The organism is Burkholderia sp. AU31652 (assembly GCF_002223155.1).
GTDB lineage: Bacteria > Pseudomonadota > Gammaproteobacteria > Burkholderiales > Burkholderiaceae > Burkholderia.
In genome coordinates this window covers 1-25,646 of record NZ_NKFG01000004.1, presented here as the reverse complement: position 1 = coordinate 25,646, position 25,646 = coordinate 1, and the positions used below count along the sequence as shown (strand labels likewise).

General features: G+C 64.1%; 26 protein-coding genes. 18 read left to right on the top strand and 8 right to left on the bottom strand.

Features of this window, described 5'->3' with window-relative positions:
- Window positions 1-28 precede the first annotated feature (28 nt).
- The 15 genes from nuoG (at window position 29) to CFB40_RS12355 (ending at window position 14,995) form a co-directional block, all read left to right on the top strand.
- Window positions 29-2,359, top strand: coding sequence for an NADH-quinone oxidoreductase subunit NuoG (gene nuoG, locus CFB40_RS12425; RefSeq protein WP_089431483.1), 2,331 nt, complete (start codon window positions 29-31; stop codon window positions 2,357-2,359).
- A complete protein-coding gene (nuoH, locus tag CFB40_RS12420) occupies window positions 2,360-3,427 on the top strand; it encodes an NADH-quinone oxidoreductase subunit NuoH (protein ID WP_011352696.1) in 1,068 nt (355 codons plus the stop codon).
- Window positions 3,428-3,439: 12 nt separating this feature from the next.
- The gene (gene nuoI / locus CFB40_RS12415; protein ID WP_011352695.1) at window positions 3,440-3,928 is read left to right on the top strand and encodes an NADH-quinone oxidoreductase subunit NuoI; all 489 of its coding nucleotides are present in this window, start codon (window positions 3,440-3,442) and stop codon (window positions 3,926-3,928) included.
- A 112-nt stretch (window positions 3,929-4,040) separates the two neighbouring features.
- Entirely contained in the window at window positions 4,041-4,691 is a 651-nt protein-coding gene (locus tag CFB40_RS12410) for an NADH-quinone oxidoreductase subunit J (protein WP_089425978.1), read from the top strand.
- A gap of 17 nt (window positions 4,692-4,708) precedes the next feature.
- The gene (gene nuoK / locus CFB40_RS12405) at window positions 4,709-5,014 is read left to right on the top strand and encodes an NADH-quinone oxidoreductase subunit NuoK (protein ID WP_006478272.1); all 306 of its coding nucleotides are present in this window, start codon (window positions 4,709-4,711) and stop codon (window positions 5,012-5,014) included.
- A gap of 17 nt (window positions 5,015-5,031) precedes the next feature.
- Complete coding sequence (gene nuoL / locus CFB40_RS12400) at window positions 5,032-7,086, top strand: NADH-quinone oxidoreductase subunit L (protein WP_039370608.1); 2,055 nt, start codon at window positions 5,032-5,034, stop codon at window positions 7,084-7,086.
- A gap of 16 nt (window positions 7,087-7,102) precedes the next feature.
- Entirely contained in the window at window positions 7,103-8,593 is a 1,491-nt protein-coding gene (locus tag CFB40_RS12395) for an NADH-quinone oxidoreductase subunit M (RefSeq protein WP_021162817.1), read from the top strand.
- Window positions 8,594-8,632: 39 nt separating this feature from the next.
- Complete coding sequence (nuoN, locus tag CFB40_RS12390) at window positions 8,633-10,087, top strand: NADH-quinone oxidoreductase subunit NuoN (protein ID WP_174976206.1); 1,455 nt, start codon at window positions 8,633-8,635, stop codon at window positions 10,085-10,087.
- Complete coding sequence (locus tag CFB40_RS12385) at window positions 10,087-10,383, top strand: DUF2818 family protein (protein ID WP_046544751.1); 297 nt, start codon at window positions 10,087-10,089, stop codon at window positions 10,381-10,383. Before nuoN ends, CFB40_RS12385 begins: the two co-directional genes overlap by 1 nt.
- A 36-nt stretch (window positions 10,384-10,419) precedes the next feature.
- On the top strand, window positions 10,420-11,010 hold the full coding sequence (locus tag CFB40_RS12380) for an NUDIX domain-containing protein (protein WP_089425976.1): 591 nt from the start codon (window positions 10,420-10,422) through the stop codon (window positions 11,008-11,010).
- A 136-nt stretch (window positions 11,011-11,146) separates the two neighbouring features.
- Window positions 11,147-11,569 carry a DUF1178 family protein gene (locus CFB40_RS12375; protein WP_089431481.1) on the top strand — a complete coding sequence of 141 codons (423 nt, stop codon included), beginning with the start codon at window positions 11,147-11,149 and terminating at the stop codon, window positions 11,567-11,569.
- A 104-nt stretch (window positions 11,570-11,673) separates the two neighbouring features.
- Window positions 11,674-12,870, top strand: a complete 1,197-nt coding sequence (locus CFB40_RS12370) for an acyl-CoA dehydrogenase family protein (RefSeq protein WP_089431479.1) — start codon at window positions 11,674-11,676, stop codon at window positions 12,868-12,870.
- Window positions 12,871-12,889: 19 nt separating this feature from the next.
- Window positions 12,890-14,023, top strand: coding sequence for an acyl-CoA dehydrogenase family protein (locus tag CFB40_RS12365; protein ID WP_089425973.1), 1,134 nt, complete (start codon window positions 12,890-12,892; stop codon window positions 14,021-14,023).
- A 37-nt stretch (window positions 14,024-14,060) separates the two neighbouring features.
- Window positions 14,061-14,522 carry a MaoC family dehydratase gene (locus tag CFB40_RS12360; RefSeq protein ID WP_089425972.1) on the top strand — a complete coding sequence of 154 codons (462 nt, stop codon included), beginning with the start codon at window positions 14,061-14,063 and terminating at the stop codon, window positions 14,520-14,522.
- A complete protein-coding gene (locus CFB40_RS12355; protein ID WP_089425971.1) occupies window positions 14,519-14,995 on the top strand; it encodes a MaoC family dehydratase in 477 nt (158 codons plus the stop codon). Before CFB40_RS12360 ends, CFB40_RS12355 begins: the two co-directional genes overlap by 4 nt.
- A 47-nt stretch (window positions 14,996-15,042) precedes the next feature.
- Here the strand turns inward: CFB40_RS12355 and CFB40_RS12350 are convergent, their stop codons facing one another.
- Together CFB40_RS12350 and CFB40_RS12345 are read right to left on the bottom strand one after the other, a co-directional pair.
- A complete protein-coding gene (locus CFB40_RS12350) occupies window positions 15,043-15,735 on the bottom strand; it encodes a glutathione binding-like protein (RefSeq protein WP_089431872.1) in 693 nt (230 codons plus the stop codon).
- 255 nt (window positions 15,736-15,990) lie between these two features.
- Window positions 15,991-16,782 carry an oxepin-CoA hydrolase, alternative type gene (locus tag CFB40_RS12345; RefSeq protein ID WP_089425970.1) on the bottom strand — a complete coding sequence of 264 codons (792 nt, stop codon included), beginning with the start codon at window positions 16,780-16,782 and terminating at the stop codon, window positions 15,991-15,993.
- Between the two features lie 202 nt (window positions 16,783-16,984).
- Here CFB40_RS12345 and CFB40_RS12340 point away from each other — a divergent pair, with 202 nt between their 5' ends.
- The gene (locus tag CFB40_RS12340) at window positions 16,985-17,641 is read left to right on the top strand and encodes a glutathione S-transferase family protein (protein WP_089431477.1); all 657 of its coding nucleotides are present in this window, start codon (window positions 16,985-16,987) and stop codon (window positions 17,639-17,641) included.
- Window positions 17,642-17,683: 42 nt separating this feature from the next.
- Here CFB40_RS12340 and CFB40_RS12335 read toward each other — a convergent pair whose 3' ends face one another.
- Together CFB40_RS12335 and CFB40_RS12330 are read right to left on the bottom strand one after the other, a co-directional pair.
- Window positions 17,684-18,856 carry a pyridoxal phosphate-dependent aminotransferase gene (locus CFB40_RS12335; protein WP_089431476.1) on the bottom strand — a complete coding sequence of 391 codons (1,173 nt, stop codon included), beginning with the start codon at window positions 18,854-18,856 and terminating at the stop codon, window positions 17,684-17,686.
- A 33-nt stretch (window positions 18,857-18,889) separates the two neighbouring features.
- Window positions 18,890-19,387: a putative toxin-antitoxin system toxin component, PIN family gene (locus CFB40_RS12330; protein ID WP_089431474.1), complete on the bottom strand. Its 498-nt coding sequence runs from the start codon at window positions 19,385-19,387 to the stop codon at window positions 18,890-18,892.
- A 57-nt stretch (window positions 19,388-19,444) separates the two neighbouring features.
- On the opposite strand from CFB40_RS12330, the gene yaaA reads away from it, so the two are divergent.
- Together yaaA and CFB40_RS12320 are read left to right on the top strand one after the other, a co-directional pair.
- The gene (yaaA, locus tag CFB40_RS12325; RefSeq protein WP_089425966.1) at window positions 19,445-20,227 is read left to right on the top strand and encodes a peroxide stress protein YaaA; all 783 of its coding nucleotides are present in this window, start codon (window positions 19,445-19,447) and stop codon (window positions 20,225-20,227) included.
- Between the two features lie 88 nt (window positions 20,228-20,315).
- Complete coding sequence (locus CFB40_RS12320) at window positions 20,316-21,470, top strand: M14 family metallopeptidase (RefSeq protein WP_089431472.1); 1,155 nt, start codon at window positions 20,316-20,318, stop codon at window positions 21,468-21,470.
- An 81-nt stretch (window positions 21,471-21,551) separates the two neighbouring features.
- Here the strand turns inward: CFB40_RS12320 and CFB40_RS12315 are convergent, their stop codons facing one another.
- From CFB40_RS12315 to CFB40_RS12300, 4 genes are all read right to left on the bottom strand, one after another.
- The gene (locus CFB40_RS12315) at window positions 21,552-22,205 is read right to left on the bottom strand and encodes a BspC domain-containing protein (RefSeq protein WP_089425964.1); all 654 of its coding nucleotides are present in this window, start codon (window positions 22,203-22,205) and stop codon (window positions 21,552-21,554) included.
- Between the two features lie 139 nt (window positions 22,206-22,344).
- Complete coding sequence (locus CFB40_RS12310; RefSeq protein ID WP_072440675.1) at window positions 22,345-23,019, bottom strand: energy-coupling factor ABC transporter permease; 675 nt, start codon at window positions 23,017-23,019, stop codon at window positions 22,345-22,347.
- A gap of 75 nt (window positions 23,020-23,094) precedes the next feature.
- Window positions 23,095-23,931: a response regulator transcription factor gene (locus CFB40_RS12305; protein WP_089431470.1), complete on the bottom strand. Its 837-nt coding sequence runs from the start codon at window positions 23,929-23,931 to the stop codon at window positions 23,095-23,097.
- Window positions 23,932-24,143: 212 nt separating this feature from the next.
- Window positions 24,144-25,361, bottom strand: coding sequence for a DUF2863 family protein (locus CFB40_RS12300; RefSeq protein WP_089431468.1), 1,218 nt, complete (start codon window positions 25,359-25,361; stop codon window positions 24,144-24,146).
- Between the last annotated feature and the right edge of the window lie 285 nt (window positions 25,362-25,646).

Sequence of the window (25,646 nt, the reverse complement as noted above, 5' to 3'; positions counted from 1 at the left end):
GGAAATAGGTTAAGGACCATTCACCATCATGGTTGAACTTGAAATAGACGGCAAGAAGGTCGAGGTGCCCGAAGGCAGCATGGTGATCCAGGCTGCGCACAAGGCGGACAAGTACATTCCTCACTTCTGCTATCACAAGAAACTGTCGGTTGCGGCCAACTGCCGGATGTGTCTCGTCGAAGTCGAGAAGATGCCGAAGGCCGTGCCTGCCTGCGCCACCCCCGTGTCGGCCGGCATGATCGTCCATACGCAATCCGACAAGGCCGTGAAGGCGCAGCAGTCGGTGATGGAATTCCTCCTCATCAACCACCCGCTCGACTGCCCGATCTGCGATCAGGGCGGCGAATGCCAGCTGCAGGATCTGGCGGTCGGTTACGGCAAGTCGTCGTCGCGTTACGCGGAAGAGAAGCGCGTGGTGTTCCACAAGAACGTGGGCCCGCTGATCTCGATGGAAGAAATGTCGCGTTGCATCCACTGCACGCGCTGCGTCCGCTTCGGCCAGGAAATCGCCGGCGTGATGGAGTTCGGCATGCTGGGCCGCGGCGAGCACTCGGAAATCACGACGTTCGTCGGCAAGACGGTCGATTCCGAAATGTCGGGCAACATGATCGACCTGTGCCCGGTCGGCGCGCTGACCAGCAAGCCGTTCCGCTACAGCGCCCGTACGTGGGAACTGTCGCGCCGCAAGTCGGTGAGCCCGCACGATTCCGTCGGCGCGAACCTCGTCGTGCAGGTGAAGAACAATCGCGTGATGCGCGTGCTGCCGTTCGAGAACGAAGCCATCAACGAATGCTGGATCTCGGACAAGGATCGCTTCTCGTATGAAGGCCTCAACAGCGAAGAGCGCCTGACGAAGCCGATGCTGAAGCAGGGCGGCCAGTGGATCGAGACCGACTGGCAGACCGCACTCGAATACGTCGCGAAGGGCCTGAAGGGCATCGCCGCGGATCACGGCGCGAACGCGCTGGCGATGCTCGCGAGCGCGCACAGCACGGCCGAAGAGCTGTTCCTCGTGAAGCAGCTCGCCAACGAACTGAAGACGCCGAACGTCGACTTCCGTCTGCGTCAGCAGGATTTCTCGGCGCCGGTTCAGGGCGCACCGTGGCTCGGCATGCCGATCGCCGACCTGTCGAACGTGGACGCCGCGTTCGTCGTCGGTTCGTTCCTGCGCCGCGACCACCCGCTGTTCGCCGCCCGCCTGCGTCAGGCCGCGAAGAACGGCGCGAAGCTGCATTTCCTGCACGCGACCGGTGACGACGCCCTGATCCCGACCGCGCAGCGCATCGTTGCCGCACCGTCGGCATGGCTCGACCAGCTGGCCGGCATCGCAGCGGCCGTCGCGCAACTGCGCGGCGTCGCACTGCCCGACACGCTCGCGGGCGTCACGGCATCGCCGGCCGCGCAGGCTGTCGCCCAGTCGCTCGCGAACGGCGAACGCCGCGCGGTGCTGCTCGGCAACGTCGCGGTCCGCCATCCGGAATTCGCGAAGCTGCACGCCGTTGCCAAGTGGATCGCCGACAACACCGGCGCCACGTTCGGCTTCCTGACGGAAGCAGCGAACACGGTCGGCGCGCACGTCGTCGGCGCACTGCCCGGCGAAGGCGGCCTGAACGCGCGCGAAGCGTTCGAGCAGCCGCGCAAGGGTTACGTGCTGCTGAACGTCGAGCCGGAATTCGACACCGCCGATCCGGCGCAGGCGCTTGCCGCGCTGAACCAGGCCGAGATGGTCGTCGTGATGTCGCCGTTCAAGCACGGCCTCGACTACGCCGACGTGCTGCTGCCGGTTGCACCGTTCACGGAAACGGCCGGTACGTACGTGAATGCGGAAGGCACCGTGCAGAGCTTCAACGGCGTCGTGCGCCCGCTCGGCGACACGCGTCCGGGCTGGAAGGTGCTGCGCGTGCTCGGCAGCCTGCTCGGCCTGCCGAACTTCGAATACGAGACCGCGGAAGAAGTGCGTCTCGCCGCGCTTGGCGACGCCGGCGTCGCGAGCCGCCTGTCGAACCAGACGTCGGTCGCGCCGGTGCGCGTCGCGGCGAGTGCCGCGAACGGCGGCTTCGAGCGCCTGGCCGATGTGCCGATCTATCACGCCGACGCACTCGTGCGCCGCGCAGGTGCGCTGCACCTGACGGCCGCCGCGAAGGCGGCGAATGCCGCGGCGCTGCCGGCCGCGCTGTTCGACAAGCTGGGCTTGAAGGAAGGCGACGCGGTGCGCGTGCGCCAGGGCGAGCGTGCGGTGCAGTTGCCGGCCGTGCGCGACGCGAATCTTGCAGAGACCGTCGTTCGCGTGTCGGCGGCGACGCCTGCCGGCGCAGCGCTCGGCAGCCTGTCCGGTGAACTGGTGGTGGAGAAGGCGTAAATGAGCTTGTTCGATACGATCAACGCGGGCGGGTCCCAGCTTCTCGGCTTCGCATGGCCGACGGTGTGGGCAATCGTGCGCATCCTCGTCGTCTCCGTCGTCATCCTGCTGTGCGTCGCGTACCTGATTCTGTGGGAACGCAAGCTGATCGGCTGGATGCACGTGCGTCTCGGCCCGAACCGCGTCGGCCCCGGCGGCTTGCTGCAGCCGATCGCCGACGTGCTGAAGCTGCTGCTGAAGGAAGTCATTCAGCCGAGCGCCGCCAGCCGCTGGCTGTACCTGATCGCACCGGTGATGACCGTCGTGCCGGCGTTCGCCGTGTGGGCCGTGATCCCGTTCCAGGCCGAAGCGGTCCTCGCGAACGTGAACGCGGGCCTGCTGTACGCGATGGCGATCTCGTCGATCGGCGTGTACGCGGTGATTCTCGCCGGCTGGGCATCGAACTCGAAGTACGCTTTCCTCGGCGCGATGCGCGCCGCGGCACAGATGGTGTCGTACGAAATCTCGATGGGCTTCGCGCTGGTGCTGGTGCTGATGACGGCCGGCAGCCTGAACCTGTCGGAAATCGTCGGTTCGCAGCAGCACGGCTTCTTCGCGGGCCACGGCGTGAACTTCCTGTCGTGGAACTGGCTGCCGCTGCTGCCGGCGTTCGTCGTGTACTTCATCTCGGGCATCGCCGAAACGAACCGCCACCCGTTCGACGTGGTGGAAGGGGAGTCGGAAATCGTTGCCGGTCACATGATCGATTACTCGGGTATGGCGTTCGCGCTGTTCTTCCTCGCCGAGTACATCAACATGATCGTGATCTCGGCGCTGACCGCGACGCTGTTCCTCGGCGGCTGGGATGCACCGTTCGAATTCCTGTCGTTCATTCCGGGCATCTTCTGGCTGGTGCTGAAGATATTCGCGCTGCTGTCGGTGTTCATCTGGGTTCGCGCGACGTTCCCGCGTTTCCGTTACGACCAGATCATGCGCTTGGGCTGGAAGGTGTTCCTGCCCGTCACGGTGGTCTGGGTGGTCGTGGTCGGCTTCTGGATGATGTCGCCGCTCAACATCTGGGTGAAGTAATCGGACGAAATCATGAGCGCAATCCAACACTTCTTTAAGACCTTCTTCCTGACCGAGCTGCTGCAGGGGCTCGCGCTGACCGGCCGTTACACGTTCAAGCGCAAGGTCACCGTGCAGTTCCCGGAAGAAAAGACGCCGATTTCGCCGCGTTTCCGCGGGCTGCACGCACTGCGCCGCTACGAAAACGGCGAAGAGCGCTGCATCGCGTGCAAGCTGTGCGAGGCCGTGTGCCCCGCGATGGCGATCACGATCGAATCGGAAACGCGCGCGGACAACACGCGCCGCACGACGCGCTACGACATCGACCTGACGAAGTGCATCTTCTGCGGTTTCTGCGAAGAGAGCTGCCCGGTCGATTCGATCGTCGAGACGCAGATTCTCGAGTACCACGGCGAAAAGCGCGGCGACCTGTATTTCACGAAGGAAATGCTGCTCGCGGTGGGCGATCGCTACGAGAAGGACATCGCCGCGGCGAAGGCTGCCGACGCGCCGTATCGTTGATTGTGTTTGCAGTGCCGGCCCGAAGCCAGGGCCGAGCCGCCGCGACGGGTGCGGCACGCGAGAGCGTCCCGCAAGCCGCGCCTGACTATGGCCTAACGATGAACCGGTAATCATGGAATTCACGACCGTACTGTTCTACATCTTCGCGCTGCTCCTGGTGGTATCAGGGCTGAAGGTGATCACTTCGCGCAACCCGGTGGCGTCTGCGCTTTTCCTTGTGCTGGCGTTCTTCAACGCCGCCGCGATCTGGATGCTGCTGGAAGCGGAGTTCCTCGCGATCCTGCTGGTGCTGGTCTACGTGGGCGCGGTGATGGTGCTGTTCCTGTTCGTCGTGATGATGCTCGACATCAACATCGACTACCTGCGCCGCGACTTCAAGCGCTTCGTCCCGATGGCGACCGTGGTCGGCGCGATCATCGTGATCGAAACCGCGCTGATCCTGTGGCGCGGCTACGGCGACACGCAGACGGTGCACGCGATGGCGACGGGCGAGATGGCCAACTGGTCGAACACGCGCCTGATCGGCAAGGTGATCTACACCGACTACATCTTCGCGTTTGAAATCGCCGGCCTCGTGCTGCTGGTCGCGATCATTGCCGCGATCGGGCTGACCGAGCGCAAGGGCAAGGACAGCAAGCGCCAGCGCGTGTCGGATCAGGTCAAGGTGCGCCGCAACGATCGCGTGCGCCTCGTGAAGATGGACGCGGAAAAGCCGCAGCCGGAAACGGCGCAGAGCGAAGCCGGTTCGGGCACCAACGGCTAAGCGGAGGAAAAGAAAACATGCTGACTCTTGCTCATTACCTCGTGCTCGGCGCGATCCTCTTTGCGATCGCGATCGTCGGGATTTTCCTGAACCGCCGCAACGTCATCATCATCCTGATGTCGATCGAACTGATGCTGCTGGCGGTGAACACCAACTTCGTCGCGTTTTCGCATTACCTCGGCGACGTGCACGGCCAGATCTTCGTGTTCTTCGTGCTGACCGTCGCCGCAGCGGAAGCCGCGATCGGTCTTGCGATTCTGGTGACCCTGTTCCGTAAGCTCGACACGATCAATGTCGAGGATCTCGATCAGCTCAAAGGTTAATTTCAGGCAACGCTGTTATGTCAACGACACTCAATGAAAACCTGCTGCTGGCGATTCCGCTCGCTCCGCTGGCCGGCTCGCTGATTGCGGGGCTGTTCGGGAACGCAGTCGGGCGCAAGGGCGCACACCGGATCACGATCCTCGGCGTAATGATCGCGTTCCTCCTGTCGGCGAAAGTCTTCTTCGACGTGATGGGCGGCGCAAGCTTCAACGCGACCGTCTATGAATGGATGAACGTCGGCTCGCTGAAGCTCGAAGTCGGCTTCCTCGTCGATTCGCTGACCGCGATGATGATGGTCGTCGTGACCTTCGTCTCGCTGATGGTGCACGTGTACACGATCGGCTACATGGCGGAAGAAGACGGCTACCAGCGCTTCTTCTCGTACATCTCGCTGTTCACGTTCTCGATGCTGATGCTCGTGATGAGCAACAACTTCCTGCAGCTGTTCTTCGGCTGGGAAGCGGTGGGTCTGGTGTCGTACCTGCTGATCGGCTTCTACTTCACGCGTGAGAGCGCGATCTACGCGAACATGAAGGCGTTCCTCGTGAACCGCGTGGGCGACTTCGGCTTCCTGCTCGGCATCGGCCTGCTGCTCGCATTCGCCGGCTCGATGAACTACGGCGAAGTGTTCGCGAAGCGCGCTGAACTCGCGAGCCTGCACTTCCCGGGCACCGACTGGGGCCTGCTGACCGTCGCCTGTATCTGCCTGTTCATCGGCGCGATGGGCAAGTCGGCACAGTTCCCGCTGCACGTGTGGCTGCCGGACTCGATGGAAGGCCCGACGCCGATCTCCGCGCTGATTCACGCGGCGACGATGGTGACCGCCGGCATCTTCATGGTGTCGCGCATGTCGCCGCTGTTCGAGCTGTCGGATACCGCGCTGTCGTTCATCACGGTGATCGGCGCGATCACGGCGCTCTTCATGGGCTTCCTCGGCATCGTCCAGAACGACATCAAGCGCGTGGTCGCGTACTCGACGCTGTCGCAGCTCGGCTACATGACCGTCGCGCTCGGCGTGTCCGCTTACCCGGTCGCCGTGTTCCACCTGATGACGCACGCGTTCTTCAAGGCGCTGCTGTTCCTCGGCGCCGGCTCGGTGATCATGGGCATGCACCACGACCAGGACATGCGCAACATGGGCGGCCTGCGCAAGTACATGCCGATCACGTGGATCACGTCGCTCGTCGGTTCGCTCGCGCTGATCGGTACGCCGTTCTTCTCGGGCTTCTACTCGAAGGACTCGATCATCGACGCGGTGAAGCTGTCGCACCTGCCGGGTTCGGGTTTCGCGTACTTCGCGGTCGTCGCGAGCGTGTTCGTCACGGCGCTGTACTCGTTCCGCATGTACTTCCTGGTGTTCCACGGCGAAGAGCGCTTCCGCAAGCCGAAGCATCCGGAATCGCCGATGGGCATGGCGGCTGCGCACGGCCACGACGACCACGGCCATGGCCACGGTCATGACGACCACGCGCACGAACCGCACGAGACCCCGTGGGTCGTGTGGGTGCCGCTGGTCCTGCTGGCGATCCCGTCGGTCATCATCGGCGCGATCGCGATCAGCCCGATGCTGTTCGGCGACTTCTTCCAGCACGGCGTTGCATTCGACAAGGTGATCTTCATCGGCGAAAACCATCCGGCCCTGGCCGAGATGGCCGAGGAGTTCCACGGCTGGGTGGGCATGGGCCTGCACTCGGTGTCGGGCCTGCCGGTCTGGCTCGCGCTCGCCGGTGTCGTTGTCGCGTGGTTCCTGTACCTGAAGCGTCCGGAACTGCCGGCGTCGATCCGCCGCGCGTTCGGCCCGATCTACACGCTGCTGGACAACAAGTACTACATGGACAAGATCAACGAAGTGGTGTTCGCCCGTGGTTCGGTGGCGATCGGCCGCGGCCTGTGGAAGGAAGGTGACGTCGTGGTGATCGACGGCCTCGTCAACGGCAGCGCGCGGTTCATCGGCTGGTTCGCCGGCGTGATCCGCTTCCTCCAATCCGGTTACATCTATCACTACGCGTTCGCCATGATCATCGGCATGCTGGGGCTCCTGACCCTGTTTGTAACGCTCGGCGGCAAATAAGGCGGGGGACAACTTAATGCACGCTTTTCCGATTCTCAGTACCGCGATCTGGCTGCCGATCGTTTTCGGCCTCCTCGTGCTTGCGGTGGGTAACGACAAAAATCCGGGGACGGCCCGCTGGATCGCGCTGATCGGTTCGCTGCTCGGCCTGGCGGTTACGATCCCGCTGATCACGGGCTTCGACTCGAGCACGGCTGCGCTGCAGTTCGTCGAGAAGTCGACCTGGATCGAACGCTTCGACATCGCGTATCACCTCGGCGTCGACGGCATCTCGATGTGGTTCGTCGTGCTGACCGCGCTGATCACGGTGATCGTCGTGATCGCCGCATGGGAAGTGATCACCGAGAACGTCGCGCAGTACCTCGCGGCGTTCCTGATCCTGTCCGGGATCATGATCGGCGTATTCTCGGCGGCCGACGGCCTGCTGTTCTACGTGTTCTTCGAAGCGACCCTGATCCCGATGTACATCATCATCGGCGTGTGGGGTGGCCCGAACCGCGTGTATGCGGCATTCAAGTTCTTCCTGTACACGCTGGCCGGCTCGCTGCTGATGCTGGTCGCGCTGATCTACCTGTACACGGAAACGCATTCGTTCGACCTCGCGACGTGGCAGAACGCCAAGATCGCGATGACGCCGCAGATACTGTTGTTCATTGCGTTCTTCCTCGCGTTCGCGGTGAAGGTGCCGATGTGGCCGGTCCACACCTGGCTGCCGGACGCGCACGTGGAAGCGCCGACGGGCGGCTCGGTCGTGCTGGCTGCGATCATGCTGAAACTCGGCGCATACGGTTTCCTGCGTTTCTCGCTGCCGATCACGCCTGACGCGAGCCACTTCCTGGCACCCGTCGTGATCACGCTGTCGCTGATCGCGGTGATCTACATCGGCCTCGTCGCGATGGTGCAGGCCGACATGAAGAAGCTGGTCGCGTATTCGTCGATCGCGCACATGGGCTTCGTCACGCTCGGTTTCTTCATCTTCAACCAGCTCGGCGTCGAAGGCGCGATCATCCAGATGATCTCGCACGGCTTCGTGTCGGGCGCGATGTTCCTTTGCATCGGCGTACTGTACGACCGCGTGCACTCGCGCCAGATCGCCGACTACGGCGGCGTCGTCAACGTGATGCCGAAGTTCGCGGCCTTCGCGATGCTGTTCTCGATGGCCAACTGCGGCCTGCCGGGCACGTCGGGTTTCGTCGGCGAGTTCATGGTGATTCTCGCGGCCGTCCAGTACAACTTCTGGATCGCATTCGGCGCGGCATTCACGCTGATCCTCGGTGCTGCCTACACGCTGTGGATGTACAAGCGCGTGTACTTCGGCGCGGTGGCGAACGATCACGTTGCCAAGCTGAAGGACATCGGCCGTCGCGAATTCCTGATGCTGGCCGTGCTCGCCGCGTTCACGCTGCTGATGGGCCTGTATCCGAAGCCTTTCACCGACGTGATGCACGTTTCCGTGGAAAACCTCCTCTCCCACGTCGCGCAGTCGAAGCTGCCGCTGGCCCAGTAATCGCGAGCGGAGGAACTCAAGATCATGCAAAACGCCCCTATGAATGTCCTGTTGCCTGACGCGCTGGTGCTGGCCGCCATCGTCGTCGCATGGCTGAACGACACCTTTACCGGTGCTTCCGGCCGCCGCCTGACTTATCTGATCGCGGTCGTCTCGTCGGTCGTGGCCGGCGTGTGGTTCGCGGTGCAGGCACTCGACCCGCAGCAGTACTACTTCTTTTCGAAGATGGTCGTCGTCGACTCGTTCGCGAGCATGATGAAGGCTGTCGTGTCGTTCGGTTTCGCGGTCTCGCTCGTCTATTCGCGCAAGTACCTCGAAGATCGCGACATGTTCCGCGGTGACGTGTTCCTGCTCGGCATGTTCTCGCTGCTCGGTCAGCTGGTCATGGTGTCGGGCAACAACTTCCTGACGCTGTACCTCGGTCTCGAATTGATGTCGCTGTCGCTGTACGCCGTCATCGCGCTGCGCCGCGATGCCGCACAGTCGAGCGAAGCCGCGATGAAGTACTACGTGCTGGGCGCGCTCGCATCGGGCTTCGTGCTGTACGGCATCTCGATGCTGTACGGTGCGACCGGCTCGCTCGAGCTGGCCGAGGTGTACAAGGCGGTCGGCGGCAACACCGACGCGGCCGTGCTGATGTTCGGCGTGGTCTTCATCGTCGCCGGTATCGCGTTCAAGCTCGGCGCCGTGCCGTTCCACATGTGGGTGCCGGACGTCTACCAGGGCGCACCGACCGCGATGACGCTGTTCGTCGGCGGCGGCCCGAAGGTTGCCGCGTTCGCGTGGGGCCTGCGCTTCCTGGTGATGGGCCTGCTGCCGCTCGCACAGAACTGGCAGACCGCGCTCGTGATCCTGGCCGCACTGTCGCTGATCGTCGGCAACATCACGGGTATCGTCCAGCGCAACATCAAGCGGATGCTTGCGTACTCGGCGATCTCGAACATGGGCTTCGTGCTGCTCGGCCTGCTCGCGGGCATCGTGAAGGGCGACGCGACGGCACCGGCGAACGCATACAGCTCGGCGATGTTCTACGCGATCGTCTATCTGATCACGACGCTCGGCTCGTTCGGCGTGGTGATGCTGCTCGCACGCCGCGATTTCGAAGCCGAAACGATCGACGACTTCAAGGGCCTCAACAAGCGCAGCCCGGTGTTCGCGTTCGTGATGATGGTCATGATGTTCTCGCTGGCAGGCATTCCGCCGACCGTCGGCTTCTACGCGAAGCTCGCCGTGCTCGAGGCAACCGTCAACGCGGGCCTCACGTGGCTGGCCGTGCTGGCCGTGATCACGTCGCTGTTCGGCGCGTTCTACTACCTGCGCATCGTGAAGCTGATGTACTTCGATGCACCGCAGGATACGACGCCGATTTCGGGCGATTTCTGCAAGCGCACGATCCTCGTGCTGAACGGCCTCGCGGTCGTCGCGCTCGGCCTGATCCCGAGCCCGCTGCTGACGGCCTGCCTGCAGGCAATTCGTCACACGCTGCCGCTGTAATGTCGGCAGCCGGCTGGTTTATCGTGCTGTTGGCGCTCGTCTGCGCCAACCTGCCGTTCCTGAACCAACGCCTCTTCGCCGTCGTGCCGTTCGGCACGGCGAAGAAGAGCGGGTGGGTGCGGATCGGCGAGCTGATCGTGCTGTACTTCATCGTTGGCGCGCTCGGCTTCTGGCTCGAGTCGCGCGCCGGCAACCGCTTCGAACAGGGCTGGCAGTTCTACGCGATCACGTTCAGTCTTTTCGTCGTGTTCGCGTTTCCCGGCTTCACGTTCCAGTATCTCGTCAAACGACGCTGACGGCTTCGGCCGTCGCGCTCAATTTTGGAGCCGCCGATGGCCGAACTACCCAATCACGACGCCGCACTGACCGAAACCTGCCTCGAAAGCGAGGCGATCTTCGAAGGCGCGTTCCTCAAGCTCAAGCGCGATACCGTCCGTCTGCCGGATGGCAAGAAAGCCACGCGCGAATACGTCCAGCATCCGGGCGCGGTGATGGTGATCCCGCTGTTCGACGACGGCCGCGTGCTGATGGAAAGCCAGTATCGCTACCCGATCGGCAAGGTGATGGCCGAATTCCCGGCCGGCAAGCTCGATCCGAACGAAGGCGCGCTTGCATGCGCGGTGCGCGAACTGCGCGAGGAAACCGGCTACACCGCACGCGAGTACGTGTTCCTTGCCCGGATTCACCCGATCATTTCCTATTCGACCGAATTCATCGACCTGTACCTGGCGCGCGGGCTGACGGCCGGCGAGCGCAAGCTCGATGAAGGCGAATTCCTCGAGACCTTCATTGCGACGCAGGCCGACCTGCAGGAATGGGTGCGCACGGGCCAGATCTCCGACGTGAAGACGATCATCGGCACGATGTGGCTCGACAAGGTGCTGTCCGGCACGTGGCCGCTCGGGCCGGTCCTGACGCCCTGAGCGCGGGGTCAGCGGCGGGTGGGGCGCCGCGTTACAATCCGGTGACGCGGCGCCACGCCGTCGCGCGATCGATATTTAGCACGACCGTTCACAAAACCGCTTTTTGCGCTACACTCGCCACACGCCCTGATTCAGCATGAAGGTCCTCGATTTACAGTGCCCGCACGGTCATCGGTTCGAAGGCTGGTTCGCTTCCGCCGATGAATTCGAAGCGCAGTTGTCCCGCAAGCTGGTCGAATGTCCGGTGTGCGGAACGACCGAGGTCAACCGTCTGCCGTCGGCGCCGCGCCTGAACCTGTCGGGCGCGACGCAGGCCCAGCCGGTCGATTCGCGTGCACTGCAGGCGCAGGTGATGCGTGCGCTGCGCGAGGTGCTGGAGAAAACCGAGAATGTGGGCGAGCGCTTCGCTGAGGAAGCGCGGCGCATCCATTACAACGAGGCGCCGGCACGCAGCATTCGTGGCGTCACGACGCCCGAAGATGCGCAATCCTTGGCCGAAGAAGGCATCGACGTGATGCCGCTGCCGATTCCTGTCGCGCTCAAAGAACCGCTGCAATAGACATATGCAGTGGGTCCTTGCCGGGCCGGACGGCTGCGGACAGCCTTGCATGGGACCGGACTAACCGCTGAAGCGCTAACTCCGGTCGACAGGAGACACTGCGCATGGATCTGGATTATTCCCCCTCGGACGACGCGTTCCGCGTCGACGTCCGCGCCTGGCTCGAGGCCAACCTGCCTCACGCACTGCGCGCCAAGGTACTCGATCACAAACGACTCGATCGCGAGGATTTCGCGAGCTGGCACCGGATTCTCGGTCAGCGCGGCTGGTCTGCGCCCGCATGGCCCGTCGAATACGGCGGCCCGGGCTGGAACTCGACGCAACGACACATCTGGGACGAGGAGTGCGCGCGGATCGGTGCGCCGACCGTGCTGCCGTTCGGCGTATCGATGGTCGCGCCAGTGCTGATGAAATACGGCAGCGAAGCGCAGAAACGTCATTATCTGCCGCGCATTCTCGACGGCTCGGACTGGTGGTGCCAGGGCTATTCGGAGCCGGGGTCGGGGTCCGACCTCGCATCGTTGCGCACGCGCGCGGAGCGCCAGGGCGACCACTACGTCGTCAATGGCCAGAAGACCTGGACGACGCTCGGCCAGTACGCCGACATGATGTTCTGCCTCGTGCGTACCGATCCGGCCGCGAAGAAGCAGGAGGGCATCTCGTTCCTGCTGATCGACATGAAGACGCCCGGCATCACGGTGCGCCCGATCGTCATGCTCGACGAGGACCACGAGGTCAACGAGGTGTTCTTCGAGGACGTGAAGGTGCCGGTCGAGAATCTCGTCGGCGACGAGAACCGCGGCTGGACCTACGCGAAATACCTGCTTGGCCATGAGCGCACCGGCATCGCGCGCGTCGGCGGGTCGAAGCGCGAGCTCGCGTTCCTGAAGCGTGTGGCGTCGAACCAGCGCAAGAACGGCAAGCCGTTGCTCGCCGATCCCGTGTTCGCCGCGAAGGTCGCTGCGCTCGAGGTCGAGCTGATGGCGCTGGAGGTGACGGTGCTGCGCGTCGTCAGCCGCGAGACGAGCGGCAAGGGGCCCGGCCCCGAGGCGTCGATGCTGAAGATCAAGGGCACGGAAGTGCAGCAGGCGCTCACCGAGCTGATGGTCGACGCGATCGGCCCGCTCGCCGCACCGTTCGACGTACCGTTCCTCGACGGCCAGCGCGAGCACAGCATCGCGGGCGACGACGATGCGGCACCGCTTGCCGCGTACTACTTCAATTATCGGAAGACGTCGATCTACGGCGGCTCGAACGAGATCCAGAAGAACATCATCGCGCAGATGATTCTGGGGCTGTGATCAGGGAACGGAGACAACCATGGATTTCAGCTTTACCGATGAGCAGCAGCAGTTTGCCGACGCGCTGCGCCGTTATCTCGGCGAGCAATACGGCTTCGAAGCGCGCCAGGCAATCGTGCGCAGCGATGCGGGTGTGTCGGACACGCAATGGAGCGCGTTCGCCGAACTGGGGTTGACCGCGCTGCCCGTGCCGGACGCGCAGGGTGGCTTCGGCGGCGGCCCGGTCGACATGCTGGTCGTGATGCAGGAACTCGGCCGTGCGCTCGTGATCGAGCCGTACTGGGCAACGGCGGTGGGCGTCGAGGCCTTGCGCATTGCCGGTTCCGGCGCGGGTGAGGATGCGGCGCTGCTGGAAGCCGTCGCGCAGGGGCAAAAGCGTGTGGCAGTCGCATTCCACGAACCGCATGCGCGCTACGACCTGTTCGAACTCGACACGCATGCGCGCGAGCAGGGCGGCACGTACCGGCTGACCGGCACGAAGTCGGTCGTTCAGCATGGCGCACAGTCGGATGCGTGGATCGTGCCCGCACGCGTCGACGGTGGCGGCATCGGCCTCTTCGTCGTCGAGCGGGATGCCGCGACCGTGAAGGTGGTCGACTACCGGACGATCGACGGCCAGCGTGCCGCGACGATCGGGTTCAATGAAACGCCGGCGCGACTGCTGACGGGCGGTGCGCGCGACGCTGCGGCCCTCGAGCAGGTTGCCGACTACGCGACGTTCCTGCTGTGCGCGGAAGCGGTCGGCGTGCTCGACGAACTGAATCGCGCGACGGTCGAATACACGAAGACGCGCGAACAGTTCGGCGTGCCGATCGCGCGTTTCCAGGCGCTGCAGCACCGGATGGTCGACATGCTGATCCATGCCGAGCAGGCGCGTTCGCTGACCTATCTGGCAGCCGTACGCTACGCGAGCGGCGATGCCGATGCGCGGCGCAAGGCCGTGTCGGCCGCGAAGGCGCGTGTCGGCGCCGCCGCGCGCTTCGTCGGCCAGCAGGCCGTCCAGCTGCACGGCGGCATGGGCGTGACCAACGAGGTCGCCGCCGCACACTTGTTCAAGCGGCTGACGATCATCGAGACGACGCTCGGCGACACCGATCATCATCTTGCCCGCATCGCGGCGCTGCCCGATTTCGCGCAGACCGACGCAGCATGACGGCGACGCGCGAGCGCACCAGACAAGGAGACACCGAGTGGGCATCAGTTACGAAGACCTGGTGGTCGGCAGTACCACCGAAGTGGGCCGCTACACGTTCGAACCGGACGACATCAAGGCGTTCGCACAACGCTATGACCCGCAGCCGTTCCACCTTGACGAAGAAGCGGGAAAAGCATCGCATTTCGGCGGGCTCGTCGCGAGCGGCTGGCATACGTGTTCGGTGTTCATGAGCCTGCTCATCAAGAAGCTCGGGTCGGACTCGACGAGCATGGGCTCGCCGGGCATCGATTCGATCCGCTGGCTCAAGCCGGTGCGCGCGGGCGACACGATCACGATGTATCAGAAGGTCCACGACAAACGCGTATCGGAGAGCAAGCCCGATCGCGGCATCGTGTCGACGGAATGGGTCGGCGTGAACGGCGCCGGCGAGACGGTGATCACCGTGCATACCAAGGTGATCTTCGGGCTGCGCCATCCGGGAGGCACGCAGGCATGACCGACGTGACCTTGCCGCTGATCGCATCGGCGCAGGCGCTGCAGGCGCGAGTCGGCGCGGAGCCGCTCGCGAGCGGCTGGATCGCGATCGACCAGCGTCGTGTCGATGGCTTTGCCGATGCGACCGGCGATCATCAATGGATTCACGTCGATCCCGACCGCGCGCGGCGCGAGTCGCCATTCGGCGGCCCGATCGCGCACGGGTTCCTGACGCTGTCGCTGATTCCGGCGTTGATGGCCGATGCGATGCGTTTCGAGCAGAAGATGGGGGTGAACTACGGACTGAACCGCGTGCGGTTCCTGAAGCCGGTGCCGGTCGGTGCGCGTGTGCGTGCGCTGTTTGCGGTAAAGGAAGCCGCCGAGGCTGCGCGGGACGGTGTGCAGGTAACGTGGTCGGTGACGATGCAGGTCGAGCGTCCCGATGTGCCGCTGCCCGTCTGCGCGGCCGAATTCATCACGCTGCATTACTTCTGAAGCGGGGAGCGGCATGTACGGATGCCGCTCCGCCCGTCACATGCGTGTCAGTGCTTCGCGTATTGCGTCGCACCGAACAGCACCTCGCGTGCCTTGTCGTCCTGCAGCGCCTTGCGCATCGACGCGAGCACTTCGACACCGCGTTGCACGGCCGGTCGCGCGGCGATCGCGTCGTGCCAGCGCTTCACGTTCGGCAATTCGTCGAGCACGATGCCCTGGTTCTGCCACGAGCGCGTCCACGGGAACGTCGCAATGTCCGCGATCGTGTACGCGTCGCCCGCGAGATATTCGGATTCGCCGAGCCGCTTGTCCATCACGTTGTACAGCCGCTTCGCCTCGTTCGTGTAGCGGTTGACCGCATACTCGATCTTCTCCGGCGCATACAGGCGGAAGTGGTGCGCCTGCCCGAGCATCGGGCCGACACCGCCCATCTGGAACATCAGCCATTCGAGCGTCGCATAGCGTGCGGCCGGATCGGTCGGCAGGAACTTGCCGGTCTTCTCGGCGAGGTAGATCAGGATCGCGCCCGATTCGAACAGCGAGATCGGCTGGCCGCCGGGGCCGTCCGGATCGACGATCGCGGGGATCTTGTTGTTCGGGCTGATCTTCAGGAAGTCCGGCTTGAACTGGTCGCCCGCGCCGATATCGACCGGATGGGCGCGATAAGCGAGGCCCGTCTCCTCGAGCATGATGTGCACCTTGTGGCCGTTCGGGGTCGCCCAGCTATAGACGTCGATCATCGTGAACTCCTTTGTTGCATGCGCGAAAACGGCGCCGGCAGCGCCGCGACAGGCGGTCATTAGAGCATGGATCGATGCGGGCTGCTGGCGACGGAACCGTGCGCGCCGATGCGTATGCGCAGTCGTGCGCGCGTCGAGCTGCATGGTGTCGGGGGCGATCGCTTGTCGTTCCGAGTCGTCGAGATTGGGGGCGTCGCCGTGCAACATCGGGTCGATGCGGTGGCGACGCGTCCATCCGAAAGCGGGCGCGACGGTTCAGCGTTTGTAGCGGGGTTGGCGTTTCTCGAGAAATGCGGTGATGCCTTCGAGCCCGTCCGCATGATGCAGCGATGCGACGAAATGATCGCGCTCCGTGGCGAGATGCGCGTCGAGCGGTTGCGTCGTCGCGTCGTCGAGCAGCGACTTGATGCGCGTGAGTGCGTTCGGCGAGATGCCGGCGAGCGCATCGGCCCATGCCAGTGCATCGGTCAGTGCCGCGCCGGGCACGGCGAGCCGGTTGACGACGCCGAGCGTGTGCAGACGTTCGGCTGCAACAGGCTTGCCTTCGAACAGGATCTCGGCCGCGATCGCACGCGGCAGCGCGCGGGCGATGAACCACGAACCGCCTCCATCGGGCGTCAGGCCGACACGCGCGTATGACATCACGAACTTCGCGTCGTGCGCGGCGACGATCAGGTCGCACGCGAGCGCGAGCGAGAAGCCCGCGCCGGCCGCGGCGCCTTCCACCGCTGCGATCACCGGCTTCGTCGAAGCGTGGATCGCCGTGACCCAGGCGGCGAGCTGATCGATGCTGTCGGCCTGGTAGGACGGATCCTTCGAGCGGTTGTCGAGCAGCCGGTTCAAATTGCCGCCCGCGCAGAAGAAGCGATCGGCGCCGGTGAGTACGACCGCGCGAATCCCGGGATCCCGTTCGGCGGTGGCGAGCGCTTCGATGCCGGCCGCGTACATGTCGGGATGCAGCGCATTGCGCGCGCCGGGGTTGGATAGCGTGAGGACGAGCGTCGATTCGCTCTCGGGCGGACGCGAGGCCAGCAGTTCAGCACTCATGCGAGCGTGTCTCCATCGGATAGCAGGGCTGCGGCAGCGGACACATGGCGCGTGCTGATGCGGACGATGTCGCAGCAGAGGTATTGTTGTCGCGGCAGACGCAAAACTTGCTTTAGACTAGCACGAACGTGCTTTTCAGCGCGATGAATCCCGGTGCGGCCGGCATCGATGCGGCCGCGCTTCAGCAAGGAAGGAGACTCCGATGCTACAGCTGTGCGGTATTCCGTTGTCCAACTATTACAACAAGGTGAAGTTCGTCCTGCTCGAGCACGACATTCCGTTCGAGGAGTCGGTATGCGGATTGCCGGTCAGCGATCCGGCGCAGCTCGCCGATTCGCCGCTCGGCAAGATTCCCTTTCTGAAGACCGAAGAAGGGGCGCTGTTCGAGTCGCAGGTGATCATCGAGTACCTGGCGGCGCGCTATCCCGAAAAAGGCATTTTCCCGGCGAGCCCGTTCGCGGCCGCGAAGGTGCGCGAACTGATCGAGACGCTTGAACTTTATCTCGAATGGGTGGCGCGCGAGGTTTACACCGAAGCGTTTTTCGGCGGCAAGGTCAGCGACGGGATGAAGGCGCACGTCGAGAAGCGCCTGCCGCGCGCGATCGACGGATTCAAGCAGATGACGCAGTTTTCGCCGTATGTGCTCGGCGAGTCGTTCGGTCTCGCGGACATCGCCGCGTGGGTCCATCTGCCGGTCATCGGCATGGCGACGAAAGCCGTATTCGGGCGCGATTTCCTGCTCGATGCAGGCATCGACTGGAAGGCGCATGCGAAGAAGGTGGGCGAGCGCCCTGCCGCGCAGCGCGTGGCGGCCGAGCGCAAGGCGTATATCGACGCGACGAGCGTCGCGCGCTCGTAAGCGCGGTTCCCGCAGGGCGGTGTGCGACCGCCCGTGTGGGTCTTACAGGCGGGCGAGCCGTTCGAGCGCGGACGCGAGCGTGCTTTCCTGCTTCGCGAAGCAGAATCGGACGACGCCCGATTCGTGCGGCTCGTGATAGAACGCCGACACCGGAATGGCGGCCACGCCGATCTCCGACGTGAGCCACTTCGAGAATTCCGCTTCCGGCAGGTCGCTGATCGCCGAATAATCGACGCACTGGAAGTACGTGCCCGTGCAGGGCAGCAGCTTGAAGCGCGTGCGCTCGAGTCCGGCCCGGAAGAAGTCGCGCTTCTTCTGGTAGAAGTCGGCAAGCGTCAGGTACGGCGCCGGGTCGCGCAGGTAGTCGGCGAGCCCGATCTGCATCGGCGTGTTCACCGTGAACACATTGAACTGGTGGACCTTGCGGAATTCCGCGGTCAGCGCGGCAGGCGCTGCGACATAGCCGACCTTCCAGCCCGTCACGTGATAGGTCTTGCCGAAGCTCGACACGATGAAGCTGCGCGCGGCGAGTTCCGGATAGCGCGCGACGCTCTCGTGGCGCGCGCCGTCATAGACCATGTGCTCGTAGACCTCGTCGGACAGGATCAGCACGTTGGTGCCGCGCACGATCTCCTCGAGCTTGCGCATGTCCGACTCGCGCCACACGGTACCCGTTGGGTTGTGCGGCGTGTTGATCAGGATCATGCGCGTTTTCGGCGTGATCGCGGCCGCCAGGCGGTCGAACGGGATCGCGTAGTCGGGCGCTTCCAGCGTGACGAACACGGGCTTGCCGCCCGCGAGTTCGATCGACGGCAGGTAGCTGTCGTAGGTCGGTTCGACGACGATCACTTCATCACCCGGGTGCACCGTGCACATGATCGCGGTCAGCAACGCCTGCGTCGCGCCGGCCGTGACGGTGATTTCGGTCGCCGGATCGTAACGCCGGCCATAGACCTGCTCGATCTTGTCCGCGATCGCGTCGCGCAGCGGCGCGACACCGGCCATCGGCGGATACTGGTTGTGCCCGTTGCGCATCGCGGCGGCAACCGCATCGACGATGCGCGGATCGCAGTCGAAATCCGGAAAGCCCTGGCCGAGGTTCACCGCGCCTTTTTCTGCGGCAAGCGCGCTCATGACCGTGAAGATCGTCGTGCCGACGTTCGGCAGGCGCGAGGGGAAAACGGGAGTCGTTGGCATGTCTGAAGGAGCGTTCATCGATACGGTCGAAATCGGGTGGTGCGGCGTAGGTCAGGCCGGCGTGGTCGTCGTGTCCGGCGCGGCGTCGAGCGAGCAGGCCTCGGTAAATGGCGCGGGCTGCGCGATCCGGAAGCCGAAGTCGCGTGCGGTGCGCTTCGCGAGCTTCAGCAGCGCGCGGTCTTTCGACACGAGCCACTCGGCCTGCGCGGCGCGGGCGAGTTCGAGAAACTTCTGGTCGTCGCGGTCCTTGCACTTCGGCAGCGGCGGCGCGCCGGCGTCGACGGGCGGCGGCTCGACGAGGCTCGCCAGCCGGGCGACGGTCGCGAGTGCGGCCGCCTTGTCGATGGCGCGCGACTGGAACTGCGGATAGTCGAGCACGTATTCGAGCTCGGTCAGGCAGCGGCCGTCGATCACGGCGGCAAGCGCGCCGCTTTCCAGCGCAGCCCGGATCGGGCGCGTAGCGGGGTCGTCGAATACGAGGATGTCGATCCAGACGTTCGAGTCGAGCACGACGCGGTGCGCGGCGTGCGGGGCGAGAGAGCGGGTCATTCGTTACAATCGGTGGTTTTCGTCTGACCGCAAGGCACGGCGTGCCAGCGAGCCTCTATGATAATCGTTCTCTCTCCAGCCAAATCCCTCGACTACGATACGCCCGCGCACGTCCAGTCTTACACGAAGCCTGCATTCGTCGACGACGCGTCCGAGCTGATCGACGGCCTGCGCAAGCTGTCGCCGCAGGACATCGCAACGCTGATGGATATCTCCGATCCACTCGCGCGCCTGAATTTCCAGCGCTACGCCGACTGGTCGTCGACCTTTACGCCCGCCAATGCGAAGCAGGCCGTGCTCGCGTTCAACGGCGACGTCTATGAAGGTTTCGACGCGAAATCGCTGTCGTCCGCCGATCTCGACTATGCGCAGCAGCACGTGCGCGTGCTGTCGGGCCTGTACGGACTGCTGCGTCCGCTCGACCTGCTGCAGCCGTACCGGCTTGAGATGGGTACGCGCTTCGCGAACGCGCGCGGCAAGGATCTTTACGCGTTCTGGGGCGACCGCATCACGCGGGCGCTGAACGAACAGCTCGAAACGCGCAGCGGTGCGGCGCGCGTGCTGGTCAACTGCGCGTCGACCGAATACTTCAAGTCGGTCAAGCCGAAACTGCTGGCCGCACCGGTCATCACACCGGTGTTCGAGGACTGGAAGGGCGGCCGCTACAAGATCATCAGCTTCCATGCGAAGCGTGCGCGCGGTCTGATGGCGCGCTTTATCGTCGAGAACCGTATTGCCGACCCGAAGGCGCTGAAGGATTTCGCGACGGAAGGCTATGCGTTCGATGCGGCGGCGTCGAACGATTCGACTTACGTATATCGCCGGCGAGTCGGCGAGTGACCCTGCCGGCCGTTCACGAGACGGCCGGCGCATGCATGAGGCCGGGCAAGCGCTACACCGCCTGTTCCGGTCGCCCCAGGAGAGACAGATGGCCCTTTCGATCACCAGCAATTTCGACGCAGGCGCAATCGACGTCGTGTCGTGCGACAGTCCCGATGCGATTCGGCTGCGCGTGCGCGGCGACACCCACTCGGAATTCGCGCAATGGTTTTACTACCGCTTGACAGGCGTGCGCGGCGAGCGCTGCGTGATGACGTTCGAGAATGCTGCCGAATGCGCGTATCCGTCGGGCTGGCGCAATTACAGCGCGGTGGCGAGCTATGACCGGGTCGACTGGTTCCGCGTGCCGACGACGTTCGACGGCAAGACGATGACCATCGACCATACGCCGGAATTCGACAGCATCTACTACGCGTATTTCGAGCCGTACTCGGAAGAGCGTCACGCGGCGTTTCTCGGCGCGGTTCAGCAGTTGCCGCAGGCGAGCGTCGTCGAACTCGGCCGCACGGTTGAAGGTCGCCCGATGTCGCTGCTGACGCTCGGTACGCCGGAAACGGATGGCGTGCCGAAGAAGAAGGTGTGGATCATCGCGCGCCAGCATCCCGGCGAGTCGATGGCCGAATGGTTCGTCGAAGGTCTCGTCAAGCGGCTGGCCGGATGGGGCGACTGGGCCGGCGATCCGGTCGCGCGCAAGCTGTACGATCGTGCGACGTTCTATATCGTCCCGAACATGAACCCGGACGGGAGCGTGCATGGCAACCTGCGCACCAATGCCGCAGGCGCGAACCTGAACCGCGAGTGGATGGCGCCCGATGCCGAGCGCAGTCCCGAGGTGCTGGCCGTGCGCGATGCAATCCATGCGATCGGCTGCGACATGTTTTTCGACATCCACGGCGACGAGGATCTGCCGTATGTGTTCGTTGCCGGGTCCGAGATGCTGCCGAGCTTCACCGAGCAGCAGGGCAAGGAGCAGACCGCGTTCATCGAAGCGTTCAAGGTCGCGAGCCCGGACTTCCAGACTGAGCACGGCTATGCCGCGAGCAAGTACAAGGAGGACGCGCTCAAGCTCGCGTCGAAGTACATCGGCCATCAGTTCGGCTGTCTGTCGCTGACGCTCGAGATGCCGTTCAAGGACAACGCGAACCTGCCCGACGAACGCGTCGGCTGGAACGGCGAGCGAAGCGCGGCGCTCGGCGCAGCGATGCTGGCGGCGATCCTGGTGCACGTCGACACGTTCGCGTAAGCGTAGCGTCGCCGTATGAAAAAGCCGGGGCATCTCAGGATGCCCCGGCTTTTTTATTTCTGTGGATGCCGCTTCGGCGGATCAGGACTTCTTCGCGGTCTTCTTCACGACCTTCTTCTGGCCGCTCGACTTTTTCGTTGCGACGGCCTTCTTGCTGCCGGTACGGCCCGATGCCTTTGCCTTGCCCTTGCCTCGGTGCGACTTGCCCTTGAATTTCTTCGTCGAGGACGAGGAGCGCTCGACGCGCGGCTTAAGCGGCGGAACCGGGTCGTTCCAGCTGAACGCGAGCATCTGCTGACCGACATAGCCGCATCGGAATTTCAGCGGCGTCGCGTCGCTGCCGTCGCTGTGGATGCCGAGGCCGTCGACCGTGACGATATTGTCGACCTTCACGCGCTGCTTGCCCTGGTCGAACGAGTCGTTCCATGGCGTGATCGTCGCGTTGCCGCTGTCGAATGCGTTCGGCGCGAAGTCGACGCGGTCGAAGGCCGACGACGTGCTGGCGATGAAGCTGCCGTGCGCTGCACAATCGGCGGCGAGCGGATCGGCATGCATTTCGTTGACGAATTTGTTGATCAGTTCGGAGCGCTGGTCGAGCAGATCGGCGAATGCCGGTGTCGGAAGCGCAAGCGACAGGCCCGCAATACAGGCTGCCAGCTTGCCGAGCGCCCGGAAAATCCGGAGCGACGCAGGAGAGCTGTCCATCTGGTTATTGGTGAGGAGCGAATGAGACATCGGGCACGTATAGATGCCCGATGAAGAACCGGAGTTCAATCTTAGCGTAAAAAAGTTGTGCGGCAGTAGATGTCGCATTCTGCCGTACTGAGGGAGGGGAGGCCGGCGCGTGATGACGGCGCCGCCGCCGGAGGGCAATTCAGGCGCGCGGGCCGCCGAGACGATAGCGCCGGACGTCGAAGGTCGTGACCCACGCGGGACGATAGACAGCGATGAGTGCGGTCGCCATGCCGGTGAACCACGCTTCGCCGAGTGCGAGCAGCGCGGTGTTCAGCAGATAGCCGGCCGGAATCACGACGGGAACGCCATCCGCGAGCGCGAGCTGGACCCCGGCAGCGGCAGCGGCAACCGCGATGATCGCGATGGCGGGCGACAGGAATCCCTGGCCGGTAATGAACGACGCGAGATTGTGCGGCAACCATGCGAGTGCGGCGCGCTGCAGCAATGCCGACACGGCGACCGGCAGCGCGCCGTAGATCAGATAGGTCAGGCCAATGCCCTGCCAGGGCGCATCGAAGATGATCGCGGCGACCGCCGTGACGGCGCCCATCGCGATCAGTGCGAGTGTCCAGTCGAACAGCGTGACGAGCAGCGTCGCGCCAAGCAGATGCATGACGATGCCATCGTCGAGCCACGCATTCGAGGCCCAGAGGACCGCAATGGCGGTGACGAGCGCGAGCCACACGTGCTGGAGCGTGGCGTCCTGCAGGCGCACGAAGGGACGATTCCAGATCGCGAGCGCGAGCAGGGCCACGGCGGCGATCCAGCCACCGATGCCAACCCAGAGCGGAAGCGGTGTGAAAAGAAAACCCATGCGTCCATATTACTCGTTGAGCATCAAAGGTGGGAATCCGCACACACCGACCGTCGCAATATCGAGACTGTTTAACTAGCGTTCGCGCCGGAACCGCGCTGGCGGCTCGGCGGCGATCGGCAGGTCCTGCGCGCTATCGATCGAGGCCGGCAACGGGTACGGGCGGTTACTCCGTTGCGTACGCAGCGGAACCGGGCTCTGTTCGCCGATGGGCGGCTTGCGCGCACGACTGCGGTTCGCCAACAGCACCTCGAGATGGGGCGACAGCCAGCCGTTGTAGATTGCGACCGCGGCGGCCCGGTTGGCGGCACCGAGCTGCTGGAAGATGCTGGCGAGGTGGATCTTGACAGTGCCTTCGCTGATGCCGAGTGTGCGAGCGATCATCTTGTTGGTGCTGCCCATGTGGACGAAGCGCATGATCTGCGCTTGCCGCGGCGACAGGAGGCCGCTCGGCGGCCGCCGGGGAAGCGACCCGGCGAGCGTCTGGAAATGGGCATCGTAGCGCGCCGCAGCAGCGGAAGGCAGCAGGCGCAGCGCGATCGGCGGAATGTAGTGTCCGCCCAGCAGCACGATCTCGAGCGCACGCACGATCAGGTGTGGCCGCGTGGAATGCGGGATCACGCCGGCGACACCGTAGTTGAAGAAGCGCTGGATTGCTTCGGGCGAAGTTTCGTCGACCAGGACGGCGACGGGTGTCGGCGAGCACGCGCTGCAGAGCGCCTGAAGCTCGCTGAGCCGGCCGACGTCGAGCCAGTCGATCGCGACCAGGTCGAAACGCTGGTTGCGCAGCAGCCTGCGCGCCTGAAAACTGTCGGGCACATCGTTGATGCCGGCGTGACGGTCGATCTGTCGCAACAGGGCCTTCAGTCCGTCACGCCGCTCGGCGTCTGAATTGAGCATCAGGAACCGCATATTCAACCTCCGTAATGTGAGCCATTGATCTGCCGTCTGGCATGCCTTGGGTCTGATAATGACAAAGACCTTACACGATGTCTGCTTGGCTGAAAGGCTTAGGAAAAGTATGAAATTTCGGGCGACGGGAGGACAGACAAGTAAAAAGCCGCTCCGGCGGGAACCGTGAGCGGCTTCAGGTGGGCAGGCCGTCGGGCCTGCTGTGCTGCGGATTAGTGGAAGTGCGGCTGGGCGGGTGACGCGTCTTCCGGCATTTCAGCGTGGACGATTTCGCCGAGCGGATCTGCGTAGAGCGGCACGCCGCAGTCATCGCAATATTCAGGTTCGAAGCGGCCCGCGTGCCGCCGGACGTCGGTTACGCCGCATTCCTTCAGCAGACTCACGATTTCCTCGACCGGGCCTTCGATCGGCGCTTCGCCTTCGAGCGTCGCACTGTCGATCGACATGTCGCCGTTTTCACGGCCGTAAAGCGGCCATACGACGCCGTAGATTACGTCGTTGCTGGCACGCCGCGTGAAGCCGACACGGTACTCGTCGATACGGCGTTCGCCGAAGCCGGCGACCACCGCGCGGAGCTCTTGCGGCGCTGCACCAAGTGTGTCGAATAGATAACGAATGGCCGTTCGGACCGTATGTGGACGTATCCGTTCGTCCGCATCCCGGCAGGCCGAGTAGTACGCGTCCGGAAGCAGGCATTCGAATTCGCAGCCGGGCAGCGCGATCGACAGGTTCGGGCCACCTTGGGCCGTCCATTGCTCGAGGCACTGGCCGCGTTCGATCCGGCTGCCGTTTTCTTCTTCCTGCCAGCGGAACAGCGGTGCGCCGGCGGGGGCCGCAACGACGGCGAGCAGGAAGCGCGGGTCGGCGAGGATCGGCGAGGTTTCGGGCAGGTCGCCGAAGCTGAGCTTGGGCGTGTGCTGGCTGATCGCCCCATGCGCGAGCTGCTGGGCGAGCCGGTAGGTCTCGACGTGGTGTCGCGGCAACTGGTCGATGCTGTAGAGGAACGGGGCAAGCCCGACGAGGGTACCGTTCGCAAGGACGTGCGCCTGCAGGTGCGTTCGAAGTGCGTCGGCAACGTCGCCCTTGAGCGGGCCCGACGGAATCATGTAGCGCGTCCATGCGAGAACCGGGACGGCGACCAGCAGCGCATCGAACGGTTGGCCGTCGTGCTCGATCACCATCGACTCGCTGTGCGTCTCGGCCATGTCGGCGAGCGCGCCATAGGCGTCGGGATGATTCTGCTGCAGATGGTCGAGCGCTGCGTCGAGCGTGGTCTGGTTGCCGTTGCGGACAATCTTGGAGAGCAGCGCATCGAGCTTCGCTTCCCAGAAGCGGTCCTCGATGCGGCTGCCCGAGGCGAAGAGCGCAAGCGACAGGCCGACCAGTTTGTCGGCATCGGGGGGGAGGCGTTTGGCGATTCGCTGGCGCATATTAAAGACGTATATAGAAAGAGGCGAAGAGCCTCACATTCTAGTCCGTTCTTTGCACCATAAGCGGTCTCGTGCCGACACATGGCCGGCTGGCCGAATTGCAGCTTTTGTAAAAAAGTTGCTTCAAACCCCTTGCGCGAATGTCGCGAGCTACCTACAATCACGCCTCTTTCGCGCTAACGGAAACGCGGCGCGGGAGAAGGGAAGCAAGGCGGGTGGTGTGCTGGAGTCTGGAGCGCGCCACTGGCCTGGAAGTTGAACCCCGCAGTCGCAACGATGTAGTGT